This window comes from Nonomuraea sp. PA05 (assembly GCF_008086045.1).
GTDB lineage: Bacteria > Actinomycetota > Actinomycetes > Streptosporangiales > Streptosporangiaceae > Nonomuraea > Nonomuraea monospora.
Genome location: NZ_VSEY01000008.1, coordinates 40918 through 53925, shown reverse-complemented (window position 1 = coordinate 53925; position 13008 = coordinate 40918). Strand labels below are relative to the sequence as shown.

Genomic DNA, 13008 nt, shown 5'->3' with positions numbered 1-13008 from the left:
TCCTACTTCTCCGCCGCCGGACGGACGACCTTCTTGATCTTCTCCTGGCCGACCTCGTCAGCCCCCAGCGGCGCCACCGGCTCGTCCTTGACCAGCAGCTCACCCGAGGAGGTGGTGAAGCCCTTCTTGAACTCCGTGATGGCGTCCTTCAGAGCGGTCACCGTGTCGTCGGACAGCTCGCGGGTCTCCCGGATGGTGTCGAAGATGCCCTTGTGCGACGACTGGATGTAGTCGAGGAACTCGCCCTCGAAGCGGCGCACGTCCTCGATCGGCACCTCGTCGAGCTCGCCCGTCGTGCCCGCCCAGATCGAGGCGACCTCGCGCTCCAGCGAGAACGGGCTGTACTGGGCCTGCTTGAGCAGCTCGACCAGTCGCTGACCGCGCTCGAGCTGGGCCTTGGAGGCGGCGTCGAGGTCGGAGGCGAAGGCGGCGAACGCCTCGAGGTCACGGTACTGCGACAGCGACAGACGCAGCGTGCCCGCGACCTTCCGCATGGCCTTGGCCTGAGCGGAGCCACCGACTCGGGAGACCGAAACACCGACGTTGATGGCCGGGCGCACACCGGCGTTGAACAGGTCGGTCTCGAGGAAGACCTGCCCGTCGGTGATGGAGATGACGTTGGTCGGGATGAACGCCGAGACGTCGTTGCCCTTGGTCTCGATGACCGGCAGACCCGTCATCGAGCCGCCGCCCAGGTCGTCGGAGAGCTTGGCGCAGCGCTCCAGCAGACGGGAGTGGAGGTAGAAGACGTCACCGGGGAACGCCTCACGGCCCGGCGGACGGCGCAGCAGCAGCGAGACGGCGCGGTAGGCGTCCGCCTGCTTGGTCAGGTCGTCGAAGACGATCAGGACGTGCTTGCCCTGGTACATCCAGTGCTGACCGATCGCCGAGCCGGCGTACGGGGCGATGTACTTGAAACCAGCGGCCTCGGAGGCGGGAGCGGCGACGATGGTGGTGTACTCCATCGCGCCGGCCTCCTCCAGGCGAGCACGCACCTGCGCGACGGTCGAGCCCTTCTGGCCGACCGCGACGTAGACGCAGCGCACCTGCTTGGCGGGGTCACCAGAGGCCCAGTTCTCGCGCTGGTTGAGGATGGTGTCGACGGCGATCGCGGTCTTGCCGGTGCCGCGGTCGCCGATGATGAGCTGGCGCTGGCCGCGGCCGATCGCCGTCATGGCGTCGATCGCCTTGATGCCCGTGGCCAGCGACTCCTTCACGGGCTGGCGCTGGACGACCGTGGGGGCCTGCAGCTCGAGGGCGCGCACGCCCTCGGCCTCGATGGCGCCCTTGCCGTCAAGCGGGTTGCCCAGGGGGTCGACCACGCGGCCGAGGAAGTTGTCGCCGACGGGCACGGACAGGACCTCGCCCGTCCGGCGGACCGTCTGGCCCTCCTCGATGCCGCTGAACTCGCCCAGGATGACGACACCGATCTCGCGGGTGTCGAGGTTCAGTGCCAGGCCGCGCGTACCGTTCTCGAACTCGAGCAGCTCGTTCGCCATCGCCGAGGGAAGGCCGGAGACATGGGCGATGCCGTCGCCGGCGTCGACGACGGTCCCGATCTCCTCGCGCGCGGCGCCTTCCGGTTCGTACGCCTGGACGAAGCGCTCAAGCGCGTCCCGGATCTCGTCCGGCCGGATCGTAAGCTCCGCCATCTCTACTCTGTCTCCCTCTTCGCCTAGCCGGCCAACCGGCGGCGGACTTCTTCGATTCGTCCCACGATTGTGGTGTCGATGATCTCGTCGCCGATGCGGACCGAGAACCCACCGAGCACTCGCTTGTCCACCTCGACATTCAGGTGCACGTCACGGCCATAGGAGGTGCGCAGCCACGCCGCCAGGCGCTCCTTCTGCGCCTCGGTCAGCTCGACCGCGCTGCGCACCACCGCCACGAGGCGCCGGCGCTGCTGGGCCACGAGATGACCGACCTCTTCCAGGCCTGTTTCCAAGCTACGCCCACGCGGGTGCACCACCAGCTGCGTGATGAGACGCAGGCTGGACGGGGCGACCTTGTCCCCGATCAGGCTGCGCAGCAGCTCGCGCTTGCCCTCCTCGGGAGCGGACGCGTCGGCGAGCGCCCGGCGCAGGCCGGGGTTGGCGGCGACGATGCGGCCGAAGCGGAAGAGCTCGTCCTCCACGTCGTCGAGCCGGCTCTGGCTCTCCGCCTCCGCCGCAGCGGCGACGACACCGAGCCGTTCGAGCACGTCGGCCAGGTCGCCGGCGCGCGACCACCTGGCCGAGACCGCCGCCTCGGCGGTGGCCAGGGCCGCGGCGCCCACCTTGCCGTCGAGCAGCGAGCGCAGGACGCCCGCCTTCTGCTCGGCCACCCTGGCCGGGTCGGACAGGGCGCGACGCAGACCGTGCTCACGGTCGAGCAGATCCGCGACCGCGAACAGCTCGTCGGAGAGCGCACCGAGGTCGGCACTACCGGCGACCGCGTTGAAGCGCTCTTCGACCTCGGCCAGCGAGGTCCTGCTCAAACCGCGCATCAGCGCACCGCCTGCGCGTTGGAGCTCTCCAGCTCGTCGAGGAACCTGTCGACGATGCGGCTCTGGCGGACCTCGTCCTCCAGGGACTCGCCGACGATGCGGCCGGCCAGATCGGTCGACAGGCGGCCGATCTCCGTACGGAGCTGAGCGAAAGCCGCCTGACGGTCGGCCTCGATCTGCGCGTGCGCGGCCTCGACGAGGCGGCGGGCCTCGGCCTGCGCCTCCTCACGAAGCTCGGCCTTGATCTGCGCGGCCTGCTCGCGGGCCTCCTCGCGCAGCCTGGCGGCGTCGCGACGGGCCTCTTCGAGCTGCTCGGAGTAGCGCTTCTGCAGGGCCTGAGCCTCCGCCTGCGCCTCCTCCGCCCTCTTGATGCCGCCCTCGATCGCGTCGGTCCGCTCAGCGAGCGTCTTCTGGATGCGCGGTACGAGCATCCGGCCGACGACGAAGACGACGACGGCGAACGAGAAGATACCGACGACAAGCTCGTAGGTGTGCGGAATGAGCGGGTTAGCACCCTCCTCCGCCGCGAGGAGCGTAGCTGCCTTGATCATGGATGCAGCCTTTCGTCAGATGTCTTCTGGTCTTAGATGCCCGCGAAGATGAAGGGCGCGACCAGACCGAGCAGGGCGAGGGCCTCGGTGAGCACGAAGCCGAGGAGCATGTTCTGGCGGATCAGGCCGTAAGCCTCGGGCTGACGCGCGATGGCCTGCACGCCCTGACCGAAGATGATGCCGACGCCGATGCCGGGGCCGATGGCGGCGAGACCGTAACCGATGGCGGTGACGTTGCCGGAGACCTCAGCGAGAACGCTCATTGCTGTATTTCCTTTACTGGACGGCCGGTGAAGCGGGTTGTCCACCGGTCATGGATATTCCGGTAGGTGGTTCTCAGTGATCCGGGTGCAGCGCGCCACCGATGTACATCGATGCCAGCATCGCGAACAGGAACGCCTGCAGGAACTGGATGAACATCTCGAACGCGGTGAAGATGATGGTCATCACCACGCCGATGATGCCGACGGGGGCCCCCAGCGGGGTCAGCTGCTCGAACAGGAACCAGAAGCCCACCATGCTGAAGAAGGCGAGCAGCATGTGGCCGGCGAACATGTTCGCGAACAGTCGGACCGCGTGCGTGAACGGGGCGATGATCATGTTGGAGAGGAACTCGATCGGCGCCAGCAGAACGTAGATGCCCTTCGGCAACCCCGGGGGGAACATCATGTTCTTGAAGTAGCCGACCCCGCCCTGGTGCTTGACGCCCAGGTAGACCTTGAGCACGTAGATCGAGATCGCCAGCACCGCCGGGAAGGCGATGTGGGAGGCCACCGGGAACTGGAGCAGCGGGACGACGCCCATCAGGTTCCAGACCAGCACCAGGAAGAACAGCGAGACCAGCAGGCCCATCCACCGGTCGGCGTCCTTGCCCAGGAAGGGGCGGGCGACCTGGTCGCGGACGAACATGTAGCCGTACTCGACGACGTTCTGCATGCCCCGCGGCACGATCTTCGGGTTACCGAAGGCCGCCCACGTGACGCCGATCACCAGAACGGCGGCGAGCAGCGCCAGCAGGACCGGCTTGGTGAACCATTCGACCCCGGGGATGATCGGTGGCAGGTTGAACAGTTCTTCAGGCGTCGGCGCCTGGAACTGTGGGGCGGGAGCTGGGGCCGTCAGCGCACTCACGCGGCGTTCCCTTCATCAACGTCGTAGTGTGGATCACAAGGGTTTCCCTTGGCGGAGTCTCCGCGAGTCAGCGAGAGAACTTCCGGTAGGCCAGGTAGCCAGCGAGCACCAGCCCAAGGACGATGCCTATGGGGAAGAACGCGGACATGTCCAGCCACCGGTCCAGCAACCACCCGATTCCGCCATAGATGGCCATCCCGGCGAGCAGATAGCTGGGGATCGACCACATGGCGTCGGCGAAGTCGCGACCGTCTTCTTCCGGTCGGCGTTCCTGTGCGCTCATCGCGGCCCCGACGATAGCAGGCGAGTGGAGGACTAGTCATATCGGGCCCCGTCAAGTGCCTGCCTCATGAGTCGCCCTTGCCGGGAACCTTGGCGTCGGGGTCGACGTAGAGCATCTTGGTCTTGACGAAGGCACGCACTTCGAAACCCGTCCATACCAGCGTGCACACCACCACGGCCCAGGCGAACGCCCGGGTGTTCCAGAGCGTGGTGTCGCTGAAGGACGAGAGCACGATCATGATGACGACGACCTTGACGAGGTAGCTGCCCATCGCCGCGATCGCCATCAGTTGCGGGGAGACGCGGGCGGCATAGGACACCGCTACCACGCTGATGCTGAAGAAAACCCCGACGAGCAAGGTTCCGAGGGCCGCGCCGAGCGCTCCCTTGCCTCCTGCCAGAAGCAGCGCCACGACGACGGCGACCACCCCAACCAGTGCGGTCGGAATCGCGGCGCTCTTGAGTACGCGCACGTCATTGGCCTGCATCGGTGCTCCATCAGCAAGTTATCAAGCGAGCGTTTGCTACCTCCAGAACCGGTCAGTCTGGAGTCCCTGCTCGTGAAAGATATCACAAGCTCACGGAAGACCGCTTTTACCTGCCGTTTCTAGTTCGCGATCAAGAACGGCTCGGAAAGACTGGAATGACCGGATTTCCCTCCGCGGTCGCGCGCTCTCGCGACGAACCGTCCGACGGAGGCATCTGCGGTCTTCTGACCTGCGTATCCGGCAGGATCGGCGGCATCGGGCCCGTGGGCGGGCCGTCATCGTCCTCCGGGTGCTTGCCCCGCGGCGCGGAGTGCGCACCGCCTCTGCCGCGCCAGCGCGGGGCGGCCATGAGCACCAGCACGCCCAGCGCCAGGACGATGAACGGCACGAACCACAGCACCGGCACACCCACGCGCGCCAGCAGCACCACGCCGAAGGCGAACAGGAACGCCCACGCGTACATGATCAGCACCGAGCGCCGCATCGAGTGGCCGATGTCGAGCAGCCGGTGGTGCAGGTGGCCGCGGTCGGGCGCGAACGGCGACAGGCCCTGCGAGGTGCGGCGGACCACCGCGGTGATGAGGTCGATGAGCGGCAGGACCAGCACCGCGGCGGGCAGCATCAGCGGCAGCAGCACACCGACCTTGTTCACGCTCTCGATCGCGGCGGGGTCGAGCGGCGTCACCGTCACGATCGAGGAGGCGAGCACGAGGCCGATCAGCATGGCCCCGGTGTCGCCCATGAAGATCTTGGCCGGGTGGAAGTTGTGCGGCAGGAAGCCCAGGCAGGTGCCGATGAGCACGGCCGCGATGGCGGCCGTCGTGGTGATGTTGCCGGCGCTCATGCTCTGCGCGAGGAAGATGGAGTAGGCCCAGGTGGCCATGGCGGCGATGCAGACGATGCCCGCCGCGAGCCCGTCGAGGCCGTCGACGAAGTTGACCGCGTTGATCGTCACGACCACGACGAGGATCGTGATGATCGTGCTGAGCGTGTAGTCGAGGCTGGTGGAGCCGCCCCAGTCCTTGGGCAGCGGGATGTAGAGCAGCCGCATGTTGAAGAAGACCAGCACACCCGCCGCCGCGATCTGCCCGCCGAGCTTGATGAAGGCGTCCATGCCCCACCAGTCGTCGAGGAACCCGGTCACCGTGATGAGCCCGCCCGCCACGATCAGCGCCGTGACGACGTCGGCGTCGTACCTGGCCAGAGCCTCGCCGGTGTGGGTGAGCTGGCTCGCCGTCAGCAACCCGACGACCAGGCCGCCGTACATCGCCAAGCCGCCCAGCCTGGGCGTCGGCGTGGTGTGCACGTCGCGCTCGCGAACCTCGGGCATGGCGCCGATGCGGATGGCGAAGCGGCGCACCAGCGGCACCAGCAGATACGTGACCGCCGCCGAGATGAGCGCCATGAACAGGTATTCGCGCACGAACCTAGTTTCCCGGATGCTCCGGCCAGCTGTGACCGGAAATCGACACAGAACCGCTTAATATTCGCTGAGATATGGACGATGGATGGCCAGAAGCGCCGCAACTCTTTCCCTGATCTCCGCAGCGCTGCCAGGATGCCGCACCGCCCGGGTCACCAGCACGCCGATCTCCTTGACTTCCTGGGGCCCCATCCCCTGAGTGGTCACGCACGGCGTGCCCACGCGGATGCCCGAAGTGATCGCCGGCGGCTCCGGATCGTAGGGGACGGCGTTGCGGTTCAGCGTGATCCCCGCCTCCGCGCACCTGCGCTCCGCCTCCGCGCCCGTCACGCCCGCCCCGCGCAGGTCGATCAGCGCCAGATGCGTGTCCGTCCCGCCCGAGACCGCCCGCATCCCCTCCACCGCCAGCGCCTCGGCCAGCGCCTGCGCGTTCGCGATCACCCGCCTGGCGTAGTCGGCGAAGTCAGGGCTCGCCGCCTCGCGGAACGCCACGGCCTTGGCCGCCACCACGTGCATCAGCGGCCCGCCCTGCACGAACGGGAACACCGCCCGGTCGATCTTCCCGGCCAGCTCCCGCGTGCACAGGATGGCGCCGCCGCGCGGGCCGCGCAGCGCCTTGTGGGTGGTGAACGTCACCACGTCCGCGTACGGCACCGCCGACGGGATCGCCCCGCCCGCCATCAGCCCGATCGGATGCGCCGCGTCCGCCAGCAACCACGCCCCCACCTCGTCCGCGATCCCGCGGAACGCCGTGTAGTCGATCAGCCTCGGGTACGCCGTCGCGCCGCACACGATGAGCTTCGGCTGGTGCCGCAGCGCCAGGTCGCGCACCTCGTCGTAGTCGATGAGTTCGGTGTCGCGACGCACGCCGTACGAGACGACGTCGAACCATCTTCCCGAGAAGTTCACCTTGGAGCCGTGCGTGAGATGGCCGCCGTGCGGCAGCGCCATCGCCAGCATGGTGTCGCCGGGCTGCAGCAGCGCGGCGTAGGCGGCCAGGTTCGCCGACGCGCCCGAATGGGGCTGGACGTTGGCGTGCTCCGCCCCGAACAGGCCGCACGCCCGCTCCACCGCCAGTCGCTCCGCCCGGTCCACGACCTCGCAGCCGCCGTAGTAACGCTTGCCCGGGTAGCCCTCGGCGTACTTGTTGGTGAGGGTGGAGCCGAGTGCGGCCAGAACGGCGGGCGAGGTGAAGTTCTCGCTCGCGATGAGCTGGATGCCGCCGCGGACCCGGTCGAGCTCGTCGATCAGGATCTGCGCGATCTCGGGATCCCGGCTCTCCAGCATCCCGAAGTCAGGACCGTAGTAGGGTTCCGCACCCATCGTTCCACCATACGGCCCGATGTCCGATTTGCCCATATGTCGGGGCTGACCCGAAATTTCACCAGAACGGCTGGGGCACGTCCGTGGTCCGCACCCACCGCGGCATCCGCTCCGCCTTGTCGCTGAGCGCCGTCAGGACCGAGAGCCGGTACAGCGCCAGCCGGCGTCGCCACTCACGGATGTCCTCCACGTAGCGCTCCCCCACCGCCGCGTCCCACGTCTGCGGGCTCCTGGCCCGCGAATACGCCTTGTCCAGCGTGGTCGTCAGCGTGTCCAGACGCGGCAGCAGCTCCTCCCAGGCGTCGATCAGCTTCTGGTAGTCGGGGTTCCACTTCCACGGGTGCTGCAGGCCGTCGGCGCCGCCGGGCGAGGCGGGCGGGGACTCGTTCGCGCCCTTGGGGCGGGGGGCCGGTGGGTCGGCGTACATCACTGGCTCCTCTCCGGGCGGCCCGGGTCGATCGCCCCGGGCGGGCCGTCAGGGCCCACGTCCTCGGGGGCCCATTCGCCCTTGCCGTACTCGCCTGCGGGGATCTGGACGGAGGGCATGTCCTGGGGCTGGATGTCGCGGTGGTGGTCGATCACGGTTCTGAGGGCGTCCAGGGTGGGTGGGGTGGTGTCGGAGGTGACCACGTCGCCGTCGTCCGCCGCCGGGTCTTGGACCTGGTCCACGTCGTAGGCGATCAGGATCTCGTACGCGGGGTCCGTGCCGCCGTTCACCTGCGATCCGGGCGCCGTTCCGTAGCCCGTCTCCGCCACGTTGTTGCCCGGCGCAGGGGTCTGCCCGCCGCCCTGGCCCGTCTCCGGGGCTGTGCCCGGGGTGTCGGCGGGGTTGGTGGGTGGGATGGCGACCGGCTCGCCTGGGCGGCCTGTGCCCTGCTCAGGCCGGTCTCCCGCGGGCTGGTCGCCTGTACGCCCGTCACCCGCGGGCTGGTCGCCCGTACGCCCGTCACCGGCGGGCTGGTCGTCCGTACGTCCGTCACCGGCGGGCTGGTCGTCCGTACGTCCGTCACCGGCGGGCTGGTCGTCCGTTGGCGCGTCGTCTTTCGGCTGGTCGGGGGTGGTGTCCTGGCCCGAGCCGCAAGCGTCGTCGCCCGGTGTGGTGCTGACCTCCGCCACGCCGCCCCCGGCCACACTCGACGTGTCCGCCCCCGGAGGCGTCAGCGGCGCGCCCGTGCTCGCGTCGCCCGCGTCGATTGACCCGGCGGGCCCGTCCGGGCGGATGTCACGCTCGGCCCATTCGCCCTTGCCGTACTCGCCCTCCGGCACCTGCACACCCGGCATGTCCTGCGGCGCGATCTGCCTGTGGTCCTCGATGACGGTCTGGAGGGCGTCCAGGCCGGGCGGGTTCGCCTCGGCGGAGACCACGTCGCCGCCGTCGGCGGGGAGCTTCGGCATGTCGGCCGGTCGGACCTGGTCCGGGTTCTTGAGCATGTCCTCTATCACGGCCGCCTGGGGTGCGTCGAGCGGCACTTGCAGGACCTTGACGCCGTCGACCACCACGACACGGGGCTGTGCGGCGTTCTGGCCGTTCGCAGCGGAGGTGCCGGTGTCCTTGGTCGGCGCATCCGTGTCCTCGGCGGGGGTGTCGGTGTCCTTGGCAGGAGCATCGTCCTCGGCGGGGGTGTCGGTGTCCTTGGACGGCGGCTCCGTCACGCCGCGATCCGTCTCGGTCCCCTGATCGCGCCTGCTGCCCAGATCGTCGTCCTTGGGCGTCTCCGCGGGGTCCTTGGGCGTCTCCGCGGGCCGATCCCCGGTCGTTCCCTCGGATCCCGTCCCCTTGCCCGCTGTGTCGTCGCAGGTCTTCCCGTCGGAGTCGGTCCCGGTCTCGCCCTCGGACCCCGTCTTGCCCTCGGAGCCCGTCTTGCCCTCGGACCCCGTCTTGCCCTCGGAACCTGTCTTCCCGTCGGACCCGGTTTTCCCGTCCGAGCCCGTCACTCCGTCGGAATCGGTCTTCTTCCCCTCGGAGCCGGTCTTCTGGTCCCCGTCATCCTCACCGGTACGCGGATTCCCGTACCGATCCCCGTCCCCCCGAACGTCCTTGGGCCCATCCCCCTCGACCCGTTTCTCCAGCACGGCGAGCCGCCCATCGACGTCCCTGACCATCTCCCCCACGGCATCCGCCACCTGCGCGGGCCGATGGGTGGCCGCGACGGGCACCTCGACACGCGCCATGGTGGCCCGGACCCGGTCCTCGACCCTGCGCATCTCCTCGGCCGCGTGTTTCACCTCGGTCAGCAGGTCACGGACCAACTGGGGATCCATGCCGTCGTACTTGCCCATCGGCCACTCCCGGACGTCTCACCGCTCCGGGCCTCACCGTAATCACGGCCCGACAGCGATGGCAGCCGGAATAAGCAGCCGGTATACGTCAGTCGTCGGTGGCGACGTACCCGATGATGCCGCGCAGCTTCTCCACCGGGATGGCCCCGCGCCGCAGCATGCGGGGCACGGCGGTGGTGAGGTCGAGGATGGTGGAGGGCGTGTGGTCGGTGGTCTTGCCGCCGTCGAGGTAGACCTCGACGGAGTCGCCGAGCTGCTCCTCGGCCTCCTCCGCGGTGGTCGCGGCGGGCGCGCCCGAGCGGTTGGCGCTGGAGACGGCCATCGGGCCGGTCTCCTTGAGCAGGTCGAGCGCGACCGGGTGCAGCGGCATGCGGACGGCCACCGTGCCCTTGGTCTCCCCCAGGTCCCAGGAAAGGGCCCTGTTGGCCTTGCAGACGAGCGTGAGCGGCCCGGGCCAGAATGCGTCTATCAAGTCCTGCCCGTACGGCCCCAGGTCGTCCACGAGCGCTGTGGCGGCTCTGACGGTGCCCACGAGCACCGGCGGCGGCATGTCGCGGCCGCGGCCCTTGGCGTCGAGCAGCGACTGGACGGCCGCAGGGGTGAAGGCGTCGGCGCCGATGCCGTAAACCGTGTCGGTCGGCAGCACCACGAGGTCCCCGCGGCGCACCGCCGCGGCGGCCTCCATCAGCGCGATGGCCCGCTGGTCGGGGTCGGAGCAGTCAAAACGTCGTCCCACGGCGTGCATCCTAGTCCTGGCCCAGCCGGGCCGTGACGAAGCGGTCTCTTCTGGTGAGGTCCTGGCGCAGGCGCACGTCGCGCCAGCCGTTGTCCTCGGGGAAGGTCAGGTACACGGCCCTGCCCTGCTCGTCGGCGTGTTCGACGGCCACCCAGCCGCCGGGGCGCAGCAGGCGGCGGGCGGTGCGTTCCACCGCGCGCACCTCGCCGAGCCCGTCGTCGCCCGAGCCGTACAGCGCCCTGGAGGGGTCGTAGTCGCGCACCTCGGGGTCGCGCGGGATCGCGCCGGGCGGGATGTACGGCGGGTTGGAGATGACCAGGTCGACCTTGCCGTTGAGCTCGGGCAACGCCTCGGCGAGGTCTTCCGGGTGCAGGTGGGTGCGGCCCTGGCCGTGCTCGGAGATGTTGCGTTTGGCCCACGTGTACGCGGCGGGGTCGACCTCCACGGCGTGCACCTCGGCCAGCGCCACCTCCTGGGCGATGGACAGCGCGATCGCGCCTGAGCCGGTGCCGAGGTCGACGACGAGGGGCGCGTTGACGTCCATCTCGCGCAGGGTCTCGATGGCCCAGCCGGCCACCACCTCGGTCTCCGGCCGCGGCACGAACACGCCGGGCCCGACGGCCAGCTCCAGGTAGCGGAAGTAGGCGTGCCCGGTGATGTGCTGCAGCGGCTCGCGGGCCTCGCGCCGGGCGACGCCCTCCCAGAACAGCGCGTCGAACTCGGAGTCCTTGACCGTGTGGAGCTCGCTCCTGCGCACGCCGTGGACGAACGCCGCGATCTCCTCCGCGTCGGTGCGCGGCGAAGGAACGCCTGCCTCGGCGAGCCGGGCGGTGGCGAGCGCGATCTCGTCCAGCAGAAATGTCATGAGTGTTGTGCGAGCTTCTCCGCCGTCTCGGCGTCGATGAGGGCTTGGGTGACGGCGGTCAGCTCGCCGTCGAGAACCTGGTCGAGGTTATACGCCTTGAAGCCGACGCGGTGGTCGGAGATGCGGTTTTCCGGAAAGTTGTAGGTGCGGACGCGCTCGGAGCGGTCGACGGTGCGTACCTGCGACTTGCGCTCGGCCTGCGCGGCGGCCTCGGCCTCCTCCTGGGCGATGGCCAGCAGCCTGGCCCGGAGGATGCGCAGCGCCGACTCCTTGTTCTGGAGCTGGCTCTTCTCGTTCTGGCACGAGACGACGACGCCGGTGGGCAAGTGGGTGATGCGGACCGCGGAGTCGGTGGTGTTGACGCTCTGGCCGCCGGGGCCGCTGGAGCGGTAGACGTCGATGCGCAGGTCGTTGGGGTCGATCTGGACGTCGACCTCCTCCGCCTCCGGGTAGACGAGCACGCCTGCGGCGCTGGTGTGGATGCGGCCCTGCGACTCGGTGACGGGCACCCGCTGCACGCGGTGCACGCCGCCCTCGTACTTGAGCCTCGACCAGACACCCTCGTCGCCCTTGGCCCGGATGCCGACCGTGACGTCCTTGTATCCGCCCAGGTCGGAGGGCTGGCTGTCGATGACCTCGGTCTTCCAGCCGAGCCGCTCGGCGTAGCGCAGATACATCCGCAGCAGGTCGCCCGCGAACAGCGCGGACTCCTCGCCGCCCTCGCCCGCCTTGATCTCCATGATGATGTCCTTGTCATCGTTGGGATCGCGCGGGATGAGCAGGTGCCTGAGCTTCTCCTCGAGCTGCGGGATGCGCTCCTCCAGCTCGGCGGCCTCGGCGGCGAACCCCTCGTCCTCGCCGGCCAGCTCCTTGGCGGCCGTCAGGTCCTCGCGGACGGAGTCGAGCTCGCGGTAGGTGCCGACGATCGGGGTGAGCTGCGAGTAGCGACGACCGAGCGTGCGGGCCTTGTTCTGGTCTGCGTGCACGGCGGGGTCGGCGAGCTGCAGCTCCAGCTCGGAATACTCCTTGAGCAACTCGTCGAGATTCACCGTGGGTCCCTTGTTTTCGTGAAGTGTGGCCGTTTCACCAACAACGCCGACCCGGCCGCACAGGGTGCGTCCGAGCCGGCGTGGGTGAAGCTACTTGCCCGTGGCCTTCTTGCCGAAGCGCTTCTCGAAGCGGGCCACCCGGCCGCCGGTGTCGAGGATCTTCTGCTTGCCCGTGTAGAACGGGTGGCAGGCCGAGCACACGTCGGCGTGGATGACGCCGTTCTTGGCGGTGCTACGGGTGGTGAACGTGTTACCGCAGGAGCAGGAGACCTGCGTCACGTGGTAGTCAGGGTGGATGTCGCGCTTCATCGCTGTCCTTTCGGGGCGCGGCCGCCGGGTCGCCTTCACGCATGGCGTGAACCGGAACCGCGAAAATGGTCAGCTACCAGTGTGCC

General features: G+C 69.1%; 15 protein-coding genes. All 15 read right to left on the bottom strand.

Going from position 1 to position 13008, the window contains the following annotated elements:
* Window positions 1-2 precede the first annotated feature (2 nt).
* Complete coding sequence (atpA, locus tag FXF51_RS14545; protein ID WP_148434975.1) at window positions 3-1652, bottom strand: F0F1 ATP synthase subunit alpha; 1650 nt, start codon at window positions 1650-1652, stop codon at window positions 3-5.
* Window positions 1653-1675: 23 nt separating this feature from the next.
* Window positions 1676-2485 (bottom strand): F0F1 ATP synthase subunit delta, encoded by an 810-nt coding sequence (locus FXF51_RS14540; protein ID WP_148434974.1) that lies wholly within the window; start codon window positions 2483-2485, stop codon window positions 1676-1678.
* Window positions 2485-3036 carry a F0F1 ATP synthase subunit B gene (locus tag FXF51_RS14535; protein WP_148434973.1) on the bottom strand — a complete coding sequence of 184 codons (552 nt, stop codon included), beginning with the start codon at window positions 3034-3036 and terminating at the stop codon, window positions 2485-2487. Before FXF51_RS14535 ends, FXF51_RS14540 begins: the two co-directional genes overlap by 1 nt.
* Window positions 3037-3068: 32 nt before the next feature.
* Window positions 3069-3299, bottom strand: coding sequence for an ATP synthase F0 subunit C (gene atpE / locus FXF51_RS14530; protein WP_043616287.1), 231 nt, complete (start codon window positions 3297-3299; stop codon window positions 3069-3071).
* A gap of 73 nt (window positions 3300-3372) precedes the next feature.
* Complete coding sequence (atpB, locus tag FXF51_RS14525; protein WP_148434972.1) at window positions 3373-4167, bottom strand: F0F1 ATP synthase subunit A; 795 nt, start codon at window positions 4165-4167, stop codon at window positions 3373-3375.
* Between the two features lie 67 nt (window positions 4168-4234).
* Complete coding sequence (locus tag FXF51_RS14520) at window positions 4235-4450, bottom strand: AtpZ/AtpI family protein (RefSeq protein ID WP_262379516.1); 216 nt, start codon at window positions 4448-4450, stop codon at window positions 4235-4237.
* A 64-nt stretch (window positions 4451-4514) separates the two neighbouring features.
* The gene (locus FXF51_RS14515) at window positions 4515-4937 is read right to left on the bottom strand and encodes a hypothetical protein (protein WP_148434971.1); all 423 of its coding nucleotides are present in this window, start codon (window positions 4935-4937) and stop codon (window positions 4515-4517) included.
* Window positions 4938-5067: 130 nt separating this feature from the next.
* Window positions 5068-6360: an MraY family glycosyltransferase gene (locus tag FXF51_RS14510; protein ID WP_187414374.1), complete on the bottom strand. Its 1293-nt coding sequence runs from the start codon at window positions 6358-6360 to the stop codon at window positions 5068-5070.
* Window positions 6361-6417: 57 nt separating this feature from the next.
* On the bottom strand, window positions 6418-7683 hold the full coding sequence (gene glyA / locus FXF51_RS14505) for a serine hydroxymethyltransferase (RefSeq protein WP_148434970.1): 1266 nt from the start codon (window positions 7681-7683) through the stop codon (window positions 6418-6420).
* Window positions 7684-7741: 58 nt separating this feature from the next.
* On the bottom strand, window positions 7742-8110 hold the full coding sequence (locus FXF51_RS14500) for a hypothetical protein (RefSeq protein WP_148434969.1): 369 nt from the start codon (window positions 8108-8110) through the stop codon (window positions 7742-7744).
* The gene (locus FXF51_RS14495; RefSeq protein ID WP_148434968.1) at window positions 8110-9963 is read right to left on the bottom strand and encodes a hypothetical protein; all 1854 of its coding nucleotides are present in this window, start codon (window positions 9961-9963) and stop codon (window positions 8110-8112) included. The genes FXF51_RS14500 and FXF51_RS14495 overlap by 1 nt, the downstream gene beginning before the upstream one ends.
* An 88-nt stretch (window positions 9964-10051) precedes the next feature.
* Complete coding sequence (locus FXF51_RS14490; RefSeq protein WP_148434967.1) at window positions 10052-10699, bottom strand: L-threonylcarbamoyladenylate synthase; 648 nt, start codon at window positions 10697-10699, stop codon at window positions 10052-10054.
* A gap of 10 nt (window positions 10700-10709) precedes the next feature.
* Window positions 10710-11564: a peptide chain release factor N(5)-glutamine methyltransferase gene (prmC, locus tag FXF51_RS14485; RefSeq protein ID WP_148434966.1), complete on the bottom strand. Its 855-nt coding sequence runs from the start codon at window positions 11562-11564 to the stop codon at window positions 10710-10712.
* On the bottom strand, window positions 11561-12613 hold the full coding sequence (gene prfA, locus FXF51_RS14480; RefSeq protein WP_148434965.1) for a peptide chain release factor 1: 1053 nt from the start codon (window positions 12611-12613) through the stop codon (window positions 11561-11563). Before prfA ends, prmC begins: the two co-directional genes overlap by 4 nt.
* A 90-nt stretch (window positions 12614-12703) precedes the next feature.
* Complete coding sequence (gene rpmE / locus FXF51_RS14475) at window positions 12704-12922, bottom strand: 50S ribosomal protein L31 (RefSeq protein ID WP_043616312.1); 219 nt, start codon at window positions 12920-12922, stop codon at window positions 12704-12706.
* Between the last annotated feature and the right edge of the window lie 86 nt (window positions 12923-13008).